Genomic DNA, 18581 nt, shown 5'->3' with positions numbered 1-18581 from the left:
CATGGCCGACACCACGCATGAAGACATCCCGCTCCTGGGCGGGCTCGCCCGGCTGGCCGACGGCTACGACGCCTTCGTCATCGACGCCGGAGGCGTGCTCCACGACGGCTCGGCGGCCTATCCCGGGGCCGTGACGGTGCTGGAGAATCTCAAGGCCGCCGGCAAGCGGATCTGCCTGCTGACCAACCAGGCCCGCCGCACCGCATCGGCGGCGCGCCTGCTCGACGCCATGGGGCTGCCGTCCGGGCTGTTCGACCACCTGCTCACCTCGGGCGAACTGGCGCACCAGTGGCTGCGCCACAGGCCGGAACCCTGGCTCGAAGATCTCGGCACGGCCTGCCTGCATTTCGGGCCGATCCGGGACGCCGAACTGATCCACGGGCTGGACATGGAGGCGGTCGATCAACCCTATCTCGCCCAATTCGTCCTGTGCACCGGCCTGAACGACGTCGAGGAAGGCCTCGCCGACTACGAGGAAGTGCTGAGGATCTGCGCACGGGCGGAACTTCCGATGCTGTGCGCCGATCCGGAGCGCTGGATCCTGGCCGGCGGCGACCGCCGTCCGGGCGGCGGCGCACTCGCCCGGCGCTATGCCGAGCTGGGAGGCGAGGTGGACTATTGCGGCCTGCCCTTCGGCGATCTCTATGACCGCTGCCTCTCCTTGCTCGGGATCGGCGACCGCAGCCGTATCCTCGCGATCGGCGACAACCTGGCGACCGACCTGGCCGGGGCCGAGGCCGCCGGACTGGACACGGTGCTGGTGACCGGCGGGCTCCATTGCCGGGACCTCGGCACCGCCTGGGGCGAAGCGCCCGATCCCGGACGGCTGGCGGCCCTCTGCGCCGCCGCGGGCAGGCGCCCGCGCGCCGTCCTGCCGACCCTGAACTGGTGATCCCCGTCGAAATCCCCGTCCGGGAAGCCGGTTCTACAGCAGGATCAGCGCCGCCAGCCCCAGGAAGGCGAAGAAGCCGATCACGTCGGTGACCGTGGTCAGGAACACGGCGCTGGCGACGGCGGGGTCGATCTTCAGCCGCGCCAGCCCCAGGGGGATCAGCGTCCCGCACAGGCCGGCGACGAACAGGTTGATGATCATCGCCGATCCGATGACGATCCCGAGCAGCTGGTCCCCGAACCACAGCCCGGCCACCAGCCCGATGATAACGGCGAACAGCGCGCCGTTGATCGTTCCGACCAGCGCCTCCTTGGCGACGACGCGGGCGGCGTTGGCCTCGGACAGTTCGCGCATCGCCAGCGCGCGGACGGTTACCGTCAGCGTCTGGGTGCCGGCATTGCCGCCCATGGACGCCACGATCGGCATCAGCACGGCCAGCGCCACGATCTGCTCGATCGTCCCCTCGAACACGGCGATCACCGCCGATGCCAGGATCGCGGTGAGCAGGTTGACGAACAGCCAGGAGAAACGCGACCGCGTGGTGTCCAGCACCGCCCGGTAGATGTCGGTGTCCGGCACGCCGCTCAGCTTGAGCAGGTCGTCCTCCGCCTCCTCGTCGATCACGTCGACCACGTCGTCCACCGTGATCACGCCCAACAGGCGGCCGGCGCCGTCCACCACCGGGGCGGAGACCAGCCCGTACTGTCGGAACAGGAAGGCGACCTCCTCCTGGTCGGTGTTGGCGGGAACGGTGCGGATGTCCTCGGTCAGGATGTCGCCGACCTTGACCGAACGCTTCTGCCGCATGATCCGGCTCAGCGGGACCGCGCCGACCACCCGGTGCATCGGGTCGACGATGAAGATGTCGTAGAAGTCTTCGGGCAGATTGTCGGTCTCGGTGCGCAGGTAATCCAGCGTCTTGCCGACGGTCCAGAACTGCGGCACCGACACCAGGTCGCGCGACATCAGGCGGCCGGCGCTGTATTCCGGGAAGGTCAGGCCTTCCTCGACCAGCGCCCGGGTCTCCGGCGGCAGGTTCTCCAGGATCTCGCGCTGCTGGTCGGCGTCCAGGTCCTGGATCAGGTCGATCGCGTCGTCGCTCTCCAGTTCGGCGACCGCGGCCGCCAGTTCGCGCGGCTCCAGCTGGTCGACCAGGATGTCGCGCAATGACGGGCTCAGATAGGCGAAGATCTCCGCGTCGAAGCCCGGGCGCAGGATATCGATCAGCGCGCCCCGGTGATCGGGGCCGATCTGCTCCACCAGGTCGGCCAGGTCGGCGGCGTGAAGGTCGGAGACCACCGCCTCCACCTCGCCGAGCCTGCCGTCTTCCAGCTTCTCGCGAACACCGTTGACGAGTTCGTGGGAGACCCCGAACTCGTGCTCTGCCTCGTCGTCGCGGTCGGGCCCGGGCCGAACCGGCTCGGGCCGCTCGATCTCCGGAGCCGCCTCGGTCATCCTGCCCTCATTCTCGCCGCCGGTTCGGCCGATAAGATATCGAACGGACGGAGCCCGGCCCTTCCGCCCGGGCTCCGGTCGGTCGGGCCTACGGCTTCGGAGCCGCCTCCGCGGCCGAGACCTGGGCATCGACCGTCGCGAGCGCCGACATGTTAACGATGCCCCGGACCGTCACCGACGGCGTCAGGATATGCGCCGGCTGGGCGACGCCGAGCAGCACCGGGCCGACCGACAGGCCGTCGCCCATCACCTTGGTCATGTTGAAGGCGATGTTGGCGGCGTCCAGGTCGGGCATGACCAGCAGGTTGGCCTTGCCCTTCAGGCGCGAGTTCGGGAAGATCCGGGCGCGGATCTCCTCGGACAGGGCGCTGTCGGCATGCATCTCGCCCTCGACCTCCAGGTCCGGGCAGCGCTTGGTGATCTCGACCAGCGCCTGGCGCATCTTGACGGCCGACGGGCTGTCATGGCTGCCGAAATTGCTGTGGGACAGCAGGGCCACCTTGGGTGCCAGGCCGAACCGCCGGACCTCCTCCGCCGCCAGCGCCGTCATCTCCGAGATTTCCGGCACGGTCGGGTCGGGCGACACATAGGTGTCGCACATGAAGAAGGTGCCCTTGCTCAGGATCAGCACGCTGAGCGCCGCCGGGTTGCGGACCCCCGGACGCAGCCCGATCACGTCGCGGATGTCGCCCAGATGGTTGCGGTACTTGCCGATGGTGCCACAGATCATCGCGTCCGCCTCGCCCCGCCGGACCATCAGGGCCGCGATCACGGTGGTGTTGGTGCGGACCACCGTGCGGGCGACATCCGGCGAGATGCCGCTGCGCTCCATCAGGCGATGGTAGAGGTTCCAGTAGTCGGCGTAGCGGGGATCGTTCTCCGGGTCGACCAGATCGACATGCTCGCCGATCCTGATCCGCAGCCCCGCCTTCTCGATCCGGCGCATCACCACGTCGCGGCGGCCGATCAGGATCGGCTTGGCCAGCCGGTCGTCCACCACCACCTGGACGGCGCGCAGCACCCGCTCCTCCTCGCCCTCGGCATAGACCACGCGGCGCGGGTCCTCCTTGGCGCGGACGAAGACGGGCCGCATCAGCAGGCCGGAGCGGAAGACGAACTCGTTCAGCTTGTCCTCGTAGGCCGCGAAATCCTCGATCGGCCGGGTCGCGACTCCGCTGTCCATGGCGGCGCGGGCCACCGCCGGCGCGATCTGCAGGATCAGGCGGGGATCGAACGGCTTGGGGATCAGGTGCTCCGGGCCGAAGCCGGAGAGCTGGTCGCCATAGGCCGAGGCCACAACGTCGCTCGCCTCGGCCATGGCCAAGTCGGCAATGGCGCGGACGGCGGCGATCTTCATCGCCTCGTTGATGGTGGTGGCGCCGACGTCGAGGGCGCCGCGGAAGATGAAGGGGAAGCACAGGACGTTGTTGACCTGGTTCGGATAGTCCGACCGCCCGGTCGCCAGGATCGCGTCGGGACGGATCGCCTTGGCCTCCTCCGGCATGATCTCCGGCACGGGGTTGGCCAGCGCCAGGATCAGCGGGTCGGGGGCCATATGCTCGACCATGGCGGGCTTCAGCACGCCGGGCGCGGAGAGGCCCAGGAAGATGTCGGCGCCGGCGATGACGTCGCCCAGGGTACGCGCGTCGGTCTCCTGCGCGTAGCGCTCCTTGCGCGGGTCCATCAGCTCGGTGCGGCCCTTGTAGACCACGCCGAGGATGTCGGTCACGGTGATGTTGGAGACCGGCATGCCCATGTCGACCAGCAGGTCAAGGCAGGCCAGCGCCGCGGCGCCGGCGCCGGACGCGACCAGCCGCACGTCCTCGATCCGCTTGCCGACCACCCGCAATCCGTTCAGGATCGCGGCGCCGACGATGATCGCGGTGCCGTGCTGGTCATCGTGGAAGACCGGGATCTTCATGCGGGCGCGCAGCTTCTCCTCGATGTAGAAGCATTCCGGCGCCTTGATGTCCTCGAGATTGATGCCGCCGAAGGTCGGCTCCATCGCCGCGATGATCTCGACCAGCTTGTCCGGGTCCTTCTCGTCCAGCTCGATGTCGAAAACGTCGATGCCGGCGAACTTCTTGAACAGGACGCCCTTGCCTTCCATCACCGGCTTGGCGGCCAGCGGCCCGATCGATCCCAGGCCCAGCACGGCGGTGCCGTTGGTGATCACGCCGACCAGGTTGGCCCGGCTGGTCACGGTGCTGGCTTCTGCGGGATCCGCGACGATCGCCTCGCAGGCGGCGGCGACGCCGGGCGAATAGGCCAGCGCCAGGTCGCGCTGGGTCGCCAGCGGCTTGGTCGGCGTGACCGCGATCTTTCCGGGCGTCGGCTGACGGTGGTAATCGAGTGCTGCGTCCCGCAGATTTTCAGCCATTGCTCCCCCCGGCCATGACGACGGGCGACGGTGCATCCGTGCCCGATTGAGGCACGGAATATAGGCGCCACCCTCTTTTGTCCAGGCTTGAGTGCGCGCGGCGGCGCGGGCCGGACAGGCTTGATTCGATTGCCTCCTGTCCCTGGCCGGCCGTCTCGCTCAGCGGCGGAGCATCAATCGGGAGAGGGCCTCCGGCAATGCGCCCCTCTCAGCCAGCAGTTGAGCCTTCAGCACAGCGGCAACCGTCATGGAATCGGTGATGGCGCCCTCCATCACCAGGTCCACGACGCTGGCGAACGGCATCCGGACGATTGTCAGCTGCTCCGTCTCCTCCGGTTCCGACTCCGTGAGCTCCATGTCCCAGGCGAGATAGATCACGCCGTGCTCGTCGCAGATGCTGTTGGAGGTATGGATCGGCAGCAGTTCCAGCCACTGGCGCGCCACCAGCCCGGTCTCCTCCCGCAGCTCGCGCTTCGCCTCCTCGATCGGCGGCATGTCCGGCGCGCCGCCGCCCTCCGGCATTTCCCAGCTGTAGGCGTTCAGCGAGTAGCGGTACTGCCCGACCAGATGGACGCAGCCTTCGGCGTCGACCGGCAGCACGCCGATGGCGACGCTCTTGAAATGGACCACGCCGTAGATCCCGGGGTTGCCCGACGGATTGACCACCTGGTGCTCGGTGACGCGGATCCACTTGTTCTCGTAGCGGACCTCGCCGCTCAGGGTCTTCCAGGGATTCTCTTCCGAGACGGCCGGCAGGGTGGTTACGGCAGGGTGTCTCGCCCGTGAATGAGGCATCGTCGCTCCGGAGGAAATTGCCTTGACAGGGCAAGCCTCTTAGATGATCGGGTTCGCCAGCGCGACCGCTATCTTGCGCCAGCGGTCGAGCTGCGCCACGAAGGTGTGCAGCGGGACCGGCTTGCCGATCAGGTAGCCCTGTATCCTGCTGCACCGGCGCTCCCTCAGGAAAGCCAGCTGGGCGACCGTCTCGACCCCCTCGGCCACCACGGAATGGCCGAGCTGGTCCGCCAGGTTGATGATCGCGGACACGACCGTGGCGCTGTTGCCGTCGTGGCCGCAATGCTGGATGAAGCTCCGGTCGATCTTGAGGATGTCGATCGGCAGCTTGGTCAGGTAGCTGAGGCTGGAATAGCCGGTGCCGAAATCGTCGATGGACAGCGTGACGCCGAGCCGCTTGATCTCGTTGAGCGCCGCGATGCTCTGGGTCGCCTCCGTCATCAGGATCGACTCGGTCAGCTCCAGTTCCAGGAAGGACGGGTCCAGGCCGATCTCGCTTATGGTGGCGGCGATCCGCTCGACCAGGTCCGCCTCGCGGAACTGCCGCATGGACAGGTTGACCGAAAGCTGCATCGGGATGCCCTGGCGGCGCAGTTCCATGGCGTCCCTGCATGCGGTACGCAGCACCCACTCGCCGATCGGCACGATCATGCCGATCTCTTCGGCCAGGGGAATGAACTCGTCGGGCGGCACCATCCCCCGGGTCGGGTGGAACCAGCGGACCAGCGCCTCCATGCCGTAGATGGTGCCGTTCTGGATGTCCACCTTGGGCTGGTAATGGACCGCCAGCTCGTCGTGCTCGATCGCCCGGCGCAGGTCGCTCTCCATCTCCAGGCGCCGCATCATGGTACGAGTCATTTCGGAGGTGAAGAAGCTGATCGTGTTGCGGCTTCGGCGCTTGGCCTCGTACATCGCGATGTCGGCGTGCTTCAGCAGGGTATCGGCATCCCCCCCGTCGTCCGGGAACAGGCTGATCCCGATGCTGGCGGTCACCAGTTCCACCGGGGGCTGGGAGAACGGCGCCCGCAGGGCCTTCAGGATGCGCTGGCAGACCTGGGGAGCGCCCTCGGCCACGTCGGCGTCGCCCACGACGACGATGAACTCGTCGCCGCCCAGCCGGGCGACCGTGTCGCTTTCGCGCACGCACGATTTCAGCCGCCGCGCCACCTCGACCAGCAGCCGGTCGCCCATGTCGTGGCCATGGCAGTCGTTGATCGTCTTGAAATGGTCCAGGTCGATGAACAGAAGGGCGACGCCATGGTCCTGGCGCCGGGCCAGCGCGATGGCCTGCTCGATCCGGTCGGCCAGCAGCAGCCTGTTGGGCAGTCCGGTCAGGGCGTCGTGGTAGGCCTGGTGCTTGATCTGCTCATCCTTGCGGTGAAGGTCCGTGATGTCGTTGAAAATGGCGACGTACCGGTAGGGCCGCCCGGCCGCGTCGAGCACCTGGGTGATCGTCACCCACTCCAGGAAGTTCTCGCCGTTCTTGCGGCGGTTCCAGATCTGGCCCTGCCAGCTCCCTTCGGCTTCCAGCCGGGACCGCAGCTCGTCGAAGAAGGCCTCCTCCTGGAGGGGGGACCGCAGCAGCCGCGACGACCGCCCGATTACCTCGCCCTCCTGGTAACCGGTGATCTGGGTGAAGGCAGGGTTGACCGATATGATGACGCCGTCGGAGTCGGTGACGAAGATGCCCTCGACCGTGTGCCGGAACACGCTGGCCACCATTTCCTGCTCGGCTTGGCTGCGCTGCCGGTCGGTGATGTCCTCCGAGAGGCAGGCGACCTCGGATGTGGGCAGCCGGACCAGGCGGTTGTGCCGGCAGTCCAGGGGCTTGCCGCCTGAATCCAGGTGGACCGTCATCAGGCTTTCCGGAACGCCCGAGCGCCAGACCCGCCGGACCGCCTCGGCCAGCTCCGCCGCCTGTTCGGCGGTGGTCTCCGGCTGGGCCGGGGACGCCAGCACTTCCGGCAGGCGGCGCCCCAGGGCGCGGCTGCGCGACATGCGGTAGAGCGCCTCGGCCGCCGGGTTGATGTCCGCCAGCACGAAGTCGCGGCCGTCGTCGTGGGGGGCGAAGATCACGACGCCGTCGCGCATGCTCGCGAACAGCTCCCGGAAGCGCCGTTCGCCGGCATGTAGCGCCGCCTCCGCGTTCCGGCGGCCGGTGACATCCTGCAGGGTCTCGATCGCGCCGATGATCACCCCGTCCTCGTCGAACAGCGGGGCGGCGGTGAACGACAGCCAGCAAGGCCCGCCGCCCAGGTTCGGGAAATAGTCCTCGGCCTCGAACGCCCCGGAGACGGTCGCCGACCGCCGGAACTTGTCCTGGTAGAACAGGCGCACGGTATCGTCGGGCGCGCCGTCCACGATCAGGTCCGCCATGCACGGCCGCTCGATACCGTAGAAGATCCGCCGCTGGTTTCGCGTGCCGACCATGTCCGCGGCGCTGGCGCCGATCACGACTTCGCAGGCCCGGTTCCAGTGGGTCACCCGGTGGGAGGTATCGATCACGAAGACGGGTACCGGGCACCCGTCGACGATCTGGGACAGCCGGTTTTCCTCCGCCGCGCGGACATCGCCGGCACGCGGCGGCCGCCCGGAGGCGCCCCTGGCCGGCCTTCCGTCGATGTCGTCGCGCCCGTCGGCCGGAATCTCTTTGCAAGCACTGTCGCCCATGCACCGCCCCCCGACCCCGCAAGGCAACAGACCGCCCCCGCCGGATCCGCATTTCCCCCATCGCGCCGCTTCAACCGGCGGCGTCGGATCAGCCCTCGATCATAACGTGCAGACAGGGAGCCGCGGATGATCCATGTCAACGGGGAGAGATTTCCGGCGCAAACGCATCAAAAACGTGCATATCGTAATATTCTGTTCAGTTCCGAAGAAAAACCGTACGGAAGCGCTCGTCAAACATTGAGGGGCATGCTATACGCCCGGCGTTCGGATTAACTCATTCGGGCGCCTTCGCCCGCAGTGCGCCAGGGCCTCGGCGAACCGGCCCGGGCGTGGAACACGAAGTTGACGAAACGGATCAGATACGTCGGTGGCAATGGGAATCGGTGAATGTTGTCAATGCTCAAAGGCGCATGGGCTTACCGGTACTTCATCCTGTCATCGATCCGGACCGAGTTCATGGGCCGATTCATCCGCAGCCGGATCGGAGGGCTCTGGATGATCGCGCATCCCCTGGTCCAGGTCTGCATCTACGCGCTCATCCTCTCCTCCCTTCTCTCGGCCCGCTTACCGGACATGGCCGACCGACCCTATGCCTATGCGATCTACCTGACCGCCGGGATCCTGTGCTGGTCGCTGTTCACCGATGTCGTAACGCGTTGCCTGACAGTTTTCATCGACAACGGCAACCTGCTGAAGAAAGTCGTGTTCCCGCGCATCTGCCTGCCCCTGGTGACGGCCGGCAGCGCCCTGGTCACGAATTCCCTGCTCCTGCTGGCGATCCTCGTCGTCTTCGCCGTGCTGGGCCACGGCCTTCCGATCGCCTCGCTCTTGATGCTGCCCGTCCTGATCGCGCTGACGCTGGCCCTCGCCCTGGGCCTGGGCCTCGTGCTCGGTATCCTGAACGTCTTCATCCGGGATATCGGCCACGTGGTGCCGCTGGTGCTGCAGGTGGGCTTCTGGTTCACGCCGATCGTCTATGTGCCGGACGTGCTGCCATCGGAAATCAGGCCGCTCCTGTCTTTCAATCCCCTGTATCCGCTGGTCGGGGCCTTTCACGATGTCCTGGTGTTCGGCAGGATGCCCGACATGCCGGCTCTCGCGGGAACGGCCGTTCTCGCGCTGGCGCTGCTGGCCGTCGCCCTGGTCATGTTCCGGCGCGCCGGGGCCGAAATGGTCGACGTGCTATGACGGCCCCCGTGCTGGAAGTCGAGAACCTCGGCAAGTCCTTCCGGACTTACGGCAGCGAGTGGTCGCGCGTGCTTTCCTGGTTCGGATTGCCGGCCGCGGCGCTGACCGAGCACTGGGTCCTGCGCCACGTCGGGTTCCGCGTCCACGCGGGCGAGGCGATCGGCCTGGTCGGGCAGAACGGCGCCGGGAAGAGCACGCTGCTCAAGCTGATCACCGGGACCCTGCGGCCGACCACGGGAAATGTCCGGGTGCACGGCCGGATCGCGGCGATCCTGGAACTGGGCATGGGGATGAACCCGGAGTTCACCGGTCGCCAGAATGTCCACCATGTCGCCGGCCTGATGGGTTTCAGCCACGGGCAGATCGAGGGCATGATGCCCGGGATCGAGGATTTCGCCGAGATCGGCGAGTATTTCGACCAGCCGCTGAGGGTCTATTCCAGCGGCATGCAGATGCGCGTCGCGTTCAGCGTCGCGACCGCCGTGAAGCCTGACATCCTGATCGTGGACGAGGCGCTCTCGGTCGGCGACGCTTATTTCCAGCACAAGAGCTTCGACCGCATCCGCGCCTTCCGGGAAAGCGGCACGACCCTGCTGATCGTCTCCCACGACCGGTCCGCCATCCAGACATTGTGCGACCGCGCGATCCTCCTGGAGCGCGGCACCCAGGTCAAGGACGGCGCCCCGGAGGAGGTCATGGACTATTACAACGCGCTTCTGGCGGAACGAGAAGGCCAGACCGTCGAGGTGCGGCGGAGCGAGGGCGGCGCGGTCCAGACCGTTTCCGGCAGCTACGAGGCGACGGCCGAGGACATCGCGCTGCTGAACCAAAGGGGCGAACCGGTGGAGTTCGTGGGTGTCGGCGAAGCGGTCATGTTGCGCGTCCAGGTCCGGGTACACCAGGCCCTGCCGCGGCTGGTCATGGGCTACATGATCAAGGACCGGCTTGGACAGACGATCTTCGGAACCAACACCTTCCACACCGGGCAGATCCTCGAGGACGTGCCGGCGGGCAGCGTCGTCACCTACACCGCCGCCTTCAACGCGGCTCTGGGTCCCGGCAGCTATTCGGTCGCGACCGCGCTGGTCAGTTCCGACACGCACCTGGTCAACAACTATGAGTGGCGGGACTTGGCACTGATATTCACCGTGAGCAACCACGACAGGCCGTATTTCATCGGAACCGCCTGGATCCCGCCTACCATCAGGATCGAGCGCTGATGCCGTTCATTTCCTTCGCCCAGAACCTCGAAGATGTCGTCCTCTACCGCGCGCTGCGCGATGTCGTCCAGGGATTCTATGTAGATGTCGGCGCCAACAGTCCCGACGAGCAGTCGGTCACCCGGGCGTTTTACGAGCGCGGGTGGCGCGGCATCAACATCGAGCCGGCCCAGGGCTTCGACAAGCAGCTCGCGGCGGCGAGGCCCCACGACATCAACCTGGCGGTGGCGGCCGGCGATTCCGTGGGAACGATCACCTTCTACGACATTCCCGGCAGCGAACTGTCGACCGCCGATGCCGATCTGGCACGGACGCACCAATGCTCCGGCCTTCCCTGGGTCGAGCGTCAGGTTCCCGTGGACACGCTGGACAATATCCTCGCGGCGCACGGGGTATCGGTCGTCCACTTCCTGAAGATCGATGTCGAGGGGATGGAGGCCGCAGTTCTGCGCGGCCTTTCGCTGAAATCGGTACGGCCCTGGATCATCCTGGTCGAGGCGACGGTAGCCCGTACCCAGATCCCGAACCACGAGGGTTGGGAACCGCTGCTGACCGACCGCGGCTATCGCTTCGTCTATTTCGACGGGCTGAACCGCTTCTACGTCGCGGAGGAGAAATCAGCGCTCGTTCCGCGCTTGGAAACGCCGCCGAACATCTTCGACGACTGGTTCCGGGCTCACGACTGGGTCGCCCGCCAGCAGGCCCAGGATCTAAACCGGCAGATCGCCGAGCAGCGCACCTCCGCGGATGTCGAGCGGGAGGTCCGGCGCGCCGAGGCGGCGGTGCGCACCGCCGAAACGGAAGCCCGCCAGCGGGAAGCCAGGATCCGCACCGCCGAAATCGAAGTCCGCCGCCGCGAGGTCGGTGCCCGGACGATGGAGGCGGCCGCGCGGGCGGCGGATGCGACGGCACGCATGTCGGAGACGGCGGCACGGCGCCGCGAGATCGAGATCCGCCGGCAGGAAACCGAGTCTCGACTCCGGGACGCCGAGCTTCGCCGGGCGGAGGCTCAGGCCCGTGACCGCGAGATCGCCCTGCGGCAGTCGGAGCTTGCCGACCGTGCGGCCGAACGGGCCGCCTGGCGCGCCGACGTGGACGCCCGCCTCGCCGAATGGCAGCGGGTCGGAAACGAGAACGCCGCCCTTCACGGGCGGATCGCGGAACTCGATGCCGTGGTGGCCTCGCTGAACGGCTATATCGAAGCCGTCCGGGTCAGCACATCGTGGCGCCTGACCGCTCCGGTCCGCCGGGCGAAGCGGGCGCTGGCGGCGGTCGGGATCGGATCAGGAGGGCCGCCCGAGCCGGCGTCGACCCGCGCGCTTGCCGTCCGCGCCGCCCGCAAGGCGGCCCGCTGGGCGGCCGCCCGGCCGCTGATCAGGCAGGCGGTCCTGCCGATCCTGCTGCGCCATCCCGCCCTCGAACGCGGGGCGCGCGCCCTGCTGGCACGGCAGGAGCCGGCACCGCAGCCCCACCCCCCGATCCCGTCCCCGCCGCAGGCCGCCGAGGACTTACCGCTACCGGCCGGCGCCGACACGGCCACCCTGGCCGGGCGGCCCCTGTCCGCGGCGGAACGCAGCGTAGAAACAATGCTCCGGCATGCACTGACACGAGCCCGCTGAGCAGGAGATCCCCCATGCGCATCGTCCTGGACCTCCAGGCCTGCCAGTCGCCGAGCCGGCTGCGCGGAATTGGCCGCTACTCCCTCGAACTGGCCAAGGCCATGGCCCGCTCGCCGCGCGGCCACGAGATCCTCATCGCCATGAACGGCGCCCTGGACCAGACGGTCGAGCCGATCAGGCAGGCTTTCGACGGCCTGATGCCGTGGGAAAACATGCCGGTATGGTCGCAGCCGACCGGCGTCAGCTTCCTCACCGGGGAGAGTCGGTGGCGCATCGAGGCGGCGGAGCGGATCCGCGAACGCTTCCTCCAGGGGCTGCGCCCCGACGTCGTCCACGTCAGCAGCCTGTTCGAAGGACTCTACCACGACGTGACGACGTCGGTCGCCGGGGCGGTGCCGGGGCTTCCGACCGCGGTCACCCTTTACGACCTGATACCGCTCGCCCATCCCGAGGTGCTGCCCGACGATCCCCGCAGTTCCGAATGGTACGCCCGCAAGCTGATGTCCCTGCGGCGGGCCGACATGCTTCTCGCCATATCGGACCATTCGGCCCGGGAAGCCTCAGAAATGCTCGGCATCGGGGGCGACCGGATCCGCACCATCCATTCCGCTGCCGATCCCAGGTTCCGCCCCGCCGACGCGGCGGAGGCCCGCCGCGACGGCGGCAAGGCCCTGCTGAAGCGGCTGAACATCACGCGGCCCTTCGTGCTGTTCGTCGGGACGGTCGATCCCCACAAGAACCTCGCCGGCCTGCTCCAGGCCTATGCCCGGCTGCCGCGCGACCTGAGGAAGAGCCACCAGCTGGTGCTGGTCTGCGTCGTCAATCCGCCTGACCGCATCAGGGTCCCGATCATGGCGCGCGAGGCCGGGCTGTCCGATAGCGACTATGTGCTGACCGGCCAGCTATCGGACATCGATCTGGTAGAGCTGTACCGCGAATGCCGGCTGTTCGTCTGTCCGTCGTTCCGCGAAGGCTTCGGGCTTCCGGCCCTGGAAGCGATGGCCTGCGGAACGCCGGCGATCACCTCGAACACGACCAGCTTTCCCGAGGTCGTCGGCCGCGCCGACGCGATGTTCGACCCGCATTCGCCTGACTCGATTTCCGCCCGGATGGCGGCCGTCCTGGGCGATCCAGGACTTCTCGCCGACCTGGCCCGTCACGGCCGGGAACGTGCCGGGCGCTACAGCTGGGAGGCCACCGCCGACAAGGCTTTCGACGCCCTGGAGGAGCTTCATGCGCGCCACTCCTGTCCGACCTCCGGCCCGGCCGCGTGGCCTGCGCATGCCGCGAGGCGCCCGCGGCTCGCCCTGGTCGGCCCGCTGCCGCCGGAACGGTCCTCCGTGGCCGCGTGGTCGGCCTCCCTGGCGGCCGAGCTGGTCCGGCACTACGATGTCGAATGCGTCGCCGCCCGGGGCGAAATCCTCCCCCCGGTGACCGCCGCGGGGACGCCGGTCCGGACGGTGGAATGGTTCACGGCCAACGCCGCGGAGTTCGACCGGGTGGTCTACGCCATCGGGGACGACCGGGCCTGCCTGCCCTGGATGCTCGATCTGCTGCGCCGCGTCACCGGTACGGTGGTGTTGTACGACGGCGGGATCCGCCGGACACTCGCCGACCTGGAGGCTGAAACCGGCGAGCCCTTCCTGTTGCGCGAAGTCTACCTGTCCCACGGCTGGACCGCGGCCGTCGAGGTCGCGAGATCCGCCGACCGGGAGGAGGCGTGCGGCAGGTACCCCTGTCTCGAGGGGATCGCGGCCGCCGCTGCCGGCATCGTGAGCCGGGCCGGCGACGCGCACCCCCGGGCGGGTTCGGAAACGTGGAGTCCGGCAGACCTGATCGACCTGGGCCCGGATGCCACGCCGGCCCGGTTCGTGGAAGCGATTGAAACCTGGGGGCGGCACGCGCGCCTGTCGATCCTGCGGGATCTGGCGGAAGACATCGTGGCGATCCCATCCCCGGAGCCGCCCGGGACGGCGGCCTGGGAAACCGTCCTGCGATGCGCCGCCGAGAACCTGCCCTCGGGCGGCGGCCTGCGCCAGATCCTCGTGGACGTCTCTGAAGTCGGCCTGCGCGACGCGGGGACCGGCATCCAGCGGGTTGCCAAGAATATCCTGATCGAGCTGCTGAAGAACCCTCCCGCCGGCTTCCGGGTCGAACCGGTGCTGGACGATGGCAGCGGCACCCTCCGTTACGCCCGCGGCTTCGCCGCCCGGATCATGGGCGTTCCGGACCTCGGCCTGCCGGAGGACTTGGTGGATGCCCGGAACGGCGACGTGTTCATCGGCCTCGACCTCACCTCCCATCTGGTCGAGGGACGGGCCGCCCTCAACCGAAGCCTCAAGTCGAGGGGCATCCGAAGCTACTTCGTCGTTTACGACCTGCTGCCGCTCATCCAGCCGGACTGGTTCGTTCCGTTCCATCATTTCCGGATCTGGGTTCAGCAGATCGCGATCCATTGCGAGGGGCTGATCTGCATCTCCCGGTCGGTCGCCGACCAGCTCTTCGACTGGCTGCCCAGACTGGATGTCCAGCGCGACACCCCGCTCAGGATCGGCCACTTCCATCTCGGTGCGGATATCGGCACGACCGCCGCCGGGACCACCGCCGGCGAGCCCGGGCCGGAAGTGGCTCGCGTGCTGAGCAGCCGCCATCCGGTGTTTCTGACGGTCGGTACCGTGGAGCCCCGCAAGGGCCATGCGCAGGCGCTCGCCGCGTTCGAGCAGCTCTGGTCCGAGGGTGTGGAAGCCGAGCTGGTCATCGTCGGCAAGCAGGGCTGGAAAGTCGAAGCTCTGGTGGAAAAACTGCGCGGCCATCCGGAGGCCGGCCGCCGCCTGCACTGGTTCGCGGGGGCATCCGACGCCGACCTCAACGCGCTCTACGGCGGCTGCTCGGCCTTGCTGGCGGTCTCCCTGGATGAAGGCTTCGGCTTGCCGCTGATCGAGGCGGCGAAGCACGCGCAGCCGATCCTGGCGCGCGACCTTCCGGTGTTCCGGGAAATCGCCGGCGATCACGCGAGCTACTTCTCCGGCACGTCGCCACGGGATCTGGCGGACGCGCTGCGCCGGTGGATGCGGGACCAGAAGGCGGGAAAGGTGCGCGGCACTGCCGAAATGCCCTGGCTGACCTGGGAGCAGTCGGCCCGCCGGTTCACCGAAGTGATCTTCGGCGACCTGTGGGACGCGACCTACCACGCGGATAGGGAAGGTTCCGACCGGCGCCAGCCCTTCGCCGGAGCGAATTCGGAAGCCCCGGCCGAAGCGGCCGAAGCGGCGCGGGCAGCGGAACCGGTGGCCGCCGGCTCGGACTGACCGCCCCCGGGACACGATCGTCCAGGATTACCGATGGGGTATATTGCACACCCGGATGGAGGGATCCCTTGCCCTTCCCAATCCCGGGGAGCAAAAGCGTGAATGCGTTCACCCCATGAACCGGCGCGACCGGCCGATGTTTATGGCAGTGTTGCGCCGCTTCATCCTGCGAATGATTGTGTGAGAGAGTTCCCTTGACGGCCCGAGTCGACACCAACCGTCTGTCGCAAGCAGCACTTCGTATCCTGCGTGGCCCCTTCCTGAAGAACATCGCGGTCCTCGCTTCCGGGACGGCCATGGCCCAGGTCCTGACGGTCCTTGCGTATCCCATCCTGATGCGGCTCTTCACGCCGGACCAGTTCGGCCTCTTCGCCCTGTTCGGCGCGCTCAACATGACCTTCGTGGTCGTGGCGAGCGGACGGTACGAGCTCGCCATCGTCATGGCGAAGTCCGAGACGGAGGCGGCCAACATCCTGGCCCTGAGCCTCGGCATCGTCGTGGCGGTCAGCATCGCGTCGGGCTTTGCGGTATGGGTCCTCGGCGATCCCCTGCTCGACCTGCTGGGATACCAGGAGCTGCGCGGCCTGCTGTGGTTCCTGCCGCTGCTGATCCTGACCAACACCGCGGCGGCGGTGCTGGCCGTGTGGGCGACCCGGCACAAGCAGTACAAGCGCATCTCCATGTCGACGATCAGCCGATCCTTCGGGGTCGCCGCCGCCCAGATGGCGGCCGGCCTGGTCGGCATGGGCGTGGACGGCCTCGTGCTCGGATTGATCTTCGGGACGGCGATGGGCGCCCTGATCATCGCTTGGCAGATCATCCGCCACGACCTGCCGTCGCTCCGGCGCATGGTCACGCGCCAGCGGATGAAGCAGCTCGCGGCCAAGCACCGCGATTTTCCGCTCTACAGCATGCCGCAGGCGCTGCTCTCCTCGACCACGATCACCGTGCCGTCGATCCTGCTGGCCGCCCTGTTCAGCCCCTATGTGGCCGGTCTCTACTGGTTCACCTACCGCCTGTTCGAGATGCCGATCACGCTGCTGGGCGACGCGGTCCGCCGGGTCTTCTACCAGCGCGCGGCCGAGATGTTCCACAAGGGCCAGGATCTGTCGGCCCTCTTCCTGCGGACGACCGGCGGGCTGGCGGCGATGGTCGCGCTTCCCGTGCTCGTCATGATCGTCCTGGGTCCCTGGCTCTACGCCTTCGCCTTCGGCGAGGCCTGGCGGGAAGCCGGCTATTTCGCGCAGTGGATCGTCGTCTGGTGGGCGATGCGCTTCATCAGCCTGCCCGCGCTGATGCTGGTCCCCGTGCTCAACCTGCAGCGCCGGTTCCTGATCCTGGAGATCCTGACCCTGATCCCCCGCTTCCTGGTGCTGCCCGTGGCCGCCTGGATCGCCGACGTGGATGTCGCGATCGCCGCCTACTCGGTCGTGGGGTTCCTGTTCCACTTCTTCCTGGTGGTGCTGGTCTGGCGCGCGGTGCAGGACCACCGCGCGACCCTCGCAGAGGCCACGCCGACGCCGGCGTGAAGCTCCGAACATGAAAGAGCGCCGCAACGTTGAGGCCGTTGCGGGACTTTTGTGCAGGAATGAGGAAGTGGGCGGATTTCGCCGTTCTCCCGTACCGGTCAGGCGACCCGGCGGGACAACGGCATGCCGAGGCCGGTCACGAGCCGAACGCCAGCCGCAGCATCAACCCGGCTTCCACCGCTACGTCGGAATAGGTTTGCGGTCGGCCCCGCCGTCCAGTCCGCGCCGGGGTCCACGTTGCCTCGCCACACCAGCGCCGCGTCGTACTCGGCCCGGTTCTCGAACTTGTAGCGCGCCCACGGGATCTTGTGGCGGCGGGATTCTTTCGCCGTGTAGGGCTGCAAGGCTCCGAGGCAGCGGATGGGCTGCTCCTTTATCCGGCTCTCCCCGCAACGGCAACGCCGCAGGCAATTTCTCACCAGCATCAATCAGGTAAGGTGAACGAAAATTTCCCAGCGATCTGAGTGCCCGGAAGCGAGCGTCATTGGCTGTTCCCTAAGATCCTCTCTAGGCCTCGGTCCCAGTACGGTTGCCGCCCAAATCGCTCGACAAGCCAGTCGATGAAGACCCTCACCTTCGGTGCCAGTTCGCGCGAACTTGGGTAAAGAACCCAAAGCGTCTGTGTCGAGACGAGCGGGTACTCGGGAAGGGCTGGTACGAGGGCGCCGGATCGAAGCTCGTCCGCGGCGCACCAAGTGGCCATCAGGGCGACGCCGAGCCCCGCACAGGCCGCATCGCGCACGGCACCGCCGTCATTGATGCGTAGGCTTGGGGCGATACGCCGCTCGATGAGCTCTCCACCCTCTTCTCGGAATGTCCAGAGATCGAGCGTACCGACAACAAGGCAAGCGTGTTCTGCGAGGTCGTCGGGCGTATTCGGCCGCCCACGCCGCTCGATGTACTCGGGCGACGCGACCAGCACCCGATTATCCGGAGCGAGCCGCCGCGCGACGAAGGACGAGTCGCTGAGCTCGGCATAGCGAACCGCCACATCGAAGGCACCTTCGACGAGATCGACAACGCTGTCCGAGATGCGCAAGTCGAGGGCCAACTCGGGATACTGCCTGCAGAAATCGGGCAGACCCGGCACGATATGCATGCGCGCGAACGAGGCCGGAGCCGCCACCCGCAGGGTGCCGCGCGGTACGGCTTGCTCCCGCCCGAGCGCCGCTCGGGCGGACTCTGCTGCGAGCACGACGTGCTCTGCATGCGGCAGAAAGGCGAGGCCGTCCTCGGTCAAGGTCGCCTGTCGCGTCGTTCGGTGGAGGAGCCTGGCCCCGAGCTTTCTCTCGAGCGCCGCCAGTCTGGCGCTCGCTCCCGCCGGAGTGAGGCCCAGGTCGCGGGCTGCAGAGCTGATGCTCCGGAGTTGAGCGATGCGCACGAACAGGTGCACGTCGTTCACGTCCATGGCGTCGCTTTCAAAGCTTCGTTGAAACTGATCCTAGGTCAGACCCGCTACCGAGGGCAATCACGACAAGTCAAATAGGCAGCGTCCCAACGGGACCCTGGGCCATGGAGCCCACCT

At 67.7% G+C, this 18581-nt stretch carries 11 protein-coding genes and 1 pseudogene; 6 read left to right on the top strand and 6 right to left on the bottom strand.

The window, feature by feature from the left end; all coding sequences use genetic code 11:
- The first annotated feature begins 1 nt into the window (after position 1).
- Positions 2 to 892 carry a TIGR01459 family HAD-type hydrolase gene (locus JL100_RS05980; protein WP_202685092.1) on the top strand — a complete coding sequence of 297 codons (891 nt, stop codon included), beginning with the start codon at positions 2 to 4 and terminating at the stop codon, positions 890 to 892.
- 33 nt (positions 893 to 925) lie between these two features.
- On the opposite strand, the gene mgtE is transcribed toward JL100_RS05980, so the two are convergent.
- The 4 genes from mgtE to JL100_RS05960 all read right to left on the bottom strand — a co-directional run bounded on the left by mgtE (position 926) and on the right by JL100_RS05960 (position 8192).
- Positions 926 to 2347: a magnesium transporter gene (gene mgtE, locus JL100_RS05975; protein ID WP_202685093.1), complete on the bottom strand. Its 1422-nt coding sequence runs from the start codon at positions 2345 to 2347 to the stop codon at positions 926 to 928.
- A gap of 88 nt (positions 2348 to 2435) precedes the next feature.
- Entirely contained in the window at positions 2436 to 4727 is a 2292-nt protein-coding gene (locus tag JL100_RS05970) for an NADP-dependent malic enzyme (RefSeq protein WP_202685094.1), read from the bottom strand.
- Positions 4728 to 4886: 159 nt separating this feature from the next.
- Positions 4887 to 5522: an NUDIX domain-containing protein gene (locus JL100_RS05965; RefSeq protein WP_202685095.1), complete on the bottom strand. Its 636-nt coding sequence runs from the start codon at positions 5520 to 5522 to the stop codon at positions 4887 to 4889.
- A gap of 39 nt (positions 5523 to 5561) precedes the next feature.
- Positions 5562 to 8192 carry a sensor domain-containing protein gene (locus JL100_RS05960; RefSeq protein WP_202685096.1) on the bottom strand — a complete coding sequence of 877 codons (2631 nt, stop codon included), beginning with the start codon at positions 8190 to 8192 and terminating at the stop codon, positions 5562 to 5564.
- Between the two features lie 495 nt (positions 8193 to 8687).
- Here JL100_RS05960 and JL100_RS05955 point away from each other — a divergent pair, with 495 nt between their 5' ends.
- The 5 genes from JL100_RS05955 (at position 8688) to JL100_RS05935 (ending at position 17056) form a co-directional block, all read left to right on the top strand.
- Positions 8688 to 9380: an ABC transporter permease gene (locus JL100_RS05955; protein WP_407696957.1), complete on the top strand. Its 693-nt coding sequence runs from the start codon at positions 8688 to 8690 to the stop codon at positions 9378 to 9380.
- Positions 9377 to 10600, top strand: a complete 1224-nt coding sequence (locus JL100_RS05950) for an ABC transporter ATP-binding protein (protein ID WP_202685098.1) — start codon at positions 9377 to 9379, stop codon at positions 10598 to 10600. Before JL100_RS05955 ends, JL100_RS05950 begins: the two co-directional genes overlap by 4 nt.
- Complete coding sequence (locus tag JL100_RS05945; RefSeq protein WP_202685099.1) at positions 10600 to 12219, top strand: FkbM family methyltransferase; 1620 nt, start codon at positions 10600 to 10602, stop codon at positions 12217 to 12219. The genes JL100_RS05950 and JL100_RS05945 overlap by 1 nt, the downstream gene beginning before the upstream one ends.
- Positions 12220 to 12233: 14 nt before the next feature.
- Entirely contained in the window at positions 12234 to 15527 is a 3294-nt protein-coding gene (locus JL100_RS05940) for a glycosyltransferase family 4 protein (protein ID WP_202685100.1), read from the top strand.
- A 194-nt stretch (positions 15528 to 15721) separates the two neighbouring features.
- A complete protein-coding gene (locus JL100_RS05935) occupies positions 15722 to 17056 on the top strand; it encodes a lipopolysaccharide biosynthesis protein (protein ID WP_202685101.1) in 1335 nt (444 codons plus the stop codon).
- 142 nt (positions 17057 to 17198) lie between these two features.
- On the opposite strand, the pseudogene JL100_RS05930 reads toward JL100_RS05935, so the two are convergent.
- Both JL100_RS05930 and JL100_RS05925 read right to left on the bottom strand, forming a co-directional pair.
- Positions 17199 to 17400: pseudogene (locus JL100_RS05930) on the bottom strand (IS5/IS1182 family transposase); the annotation flags it as partial.
- 137 nt (positions 17401 to 17537) lie between these two features.
- Positions 17538 to 18464: a LysR family transcriptional regulator gene (locus tag JL100_RS05925; RefSeq protein ID WP_202685102.1), complete on the bottom strand. Its 927-nt coding sequence runs from the start codon at positions 18462 to 18464 to the stop codon at positions 17538 to 17540.
- Between the last annotated feature and the right edge of the window lie 117 nt (positions 18465 to 18581).

It is taken from the genome of Skermanella mucosa, from assembly GCF_016765655.2.
Lineage (GTDB): Bacteria > Pseudomonadota > Alphaproteobacteria > Azospirillales > Azospirillaceae > Skermanella > Skermanella mucosa.
This window is presented reverse-complemented; position numbering and strand designations above follow the sequence as displayed.

Excerpts from the sequence above, each read along its gene's own strand:
- JL100_RS05980 (WP_202685092.1), top strand. The coding sequence starts at position 2 with ATGGCCGACACCACGCATGAAGACATCCCGCTCCTGGGCGGGCTCGCC.
- mgtE (WP_202685093.1), bottom strand. The coding sequence starts at position 2,347 with ATGACCGAGGCGGCTCCGGAGATCGAGCGGCCCGAGCCGGTTCGGCCC.
- JL100_RS05970 (WP_202685094.1), bottom strand. The coding sequence starts at position 4,727 with ATGGCTGAAAATCTGCGGGACGCAGCACTCGATTACCACCGTCAGCCG.
- JL100_RS05965 (WP_202685095.1), bottom strand. The coding sequence starts at position 5,522 with ATGCCTCATTCACGGGCGAGACACCCTGCCGTAACCACCCTGCCGGCC.
- JL100_RS05960 (WP_202685096.1), bottom strand. The coding sequence starts at position 8,192 with ATGGGCGACAGTGCTTGCAAAGAGATTCCGGCCGACGGGCGCGACGAC.
- JL100_RS05955 (WP_407696957.1), top strand. The coding sequence starts at position 8,688 with ATGATCGCGCATCCCCTGGTCCAGGTCTGCATCTACGCGCTCATCCTC.
- JL100_RS05950 (WP_202685098.1), top strand. The coding sequence starts at position 9,377 with ATGACGGCCCCCGTGCTGGAAGTCGAGAACCTCGGCAAGTCCTTCCGG.
- JL100_RS05945 (WP_202685099.1), top strand. The coding sequence starts at position 10,600 with ATGCCGTTCATTTCCTTCGCCCAGAACCTCGAAGATGTCGTCCTCTAC.
- JL100_RS05940 (WP_202685100.1), top strand. The coding sequence starts at position 12,234 with ATGCGCATCGTCCTGGACCTCCAGGCCTGCCAGTCGCCGAGCCGGCTG.
- JL100_RS05925 (WP_202685102.1), bottom strand. The coding sequence starts at position 18,464 with ATGGACGTGAACGACGTGCACCTGTTCGTGCGCATCGCTCAACTCCGG.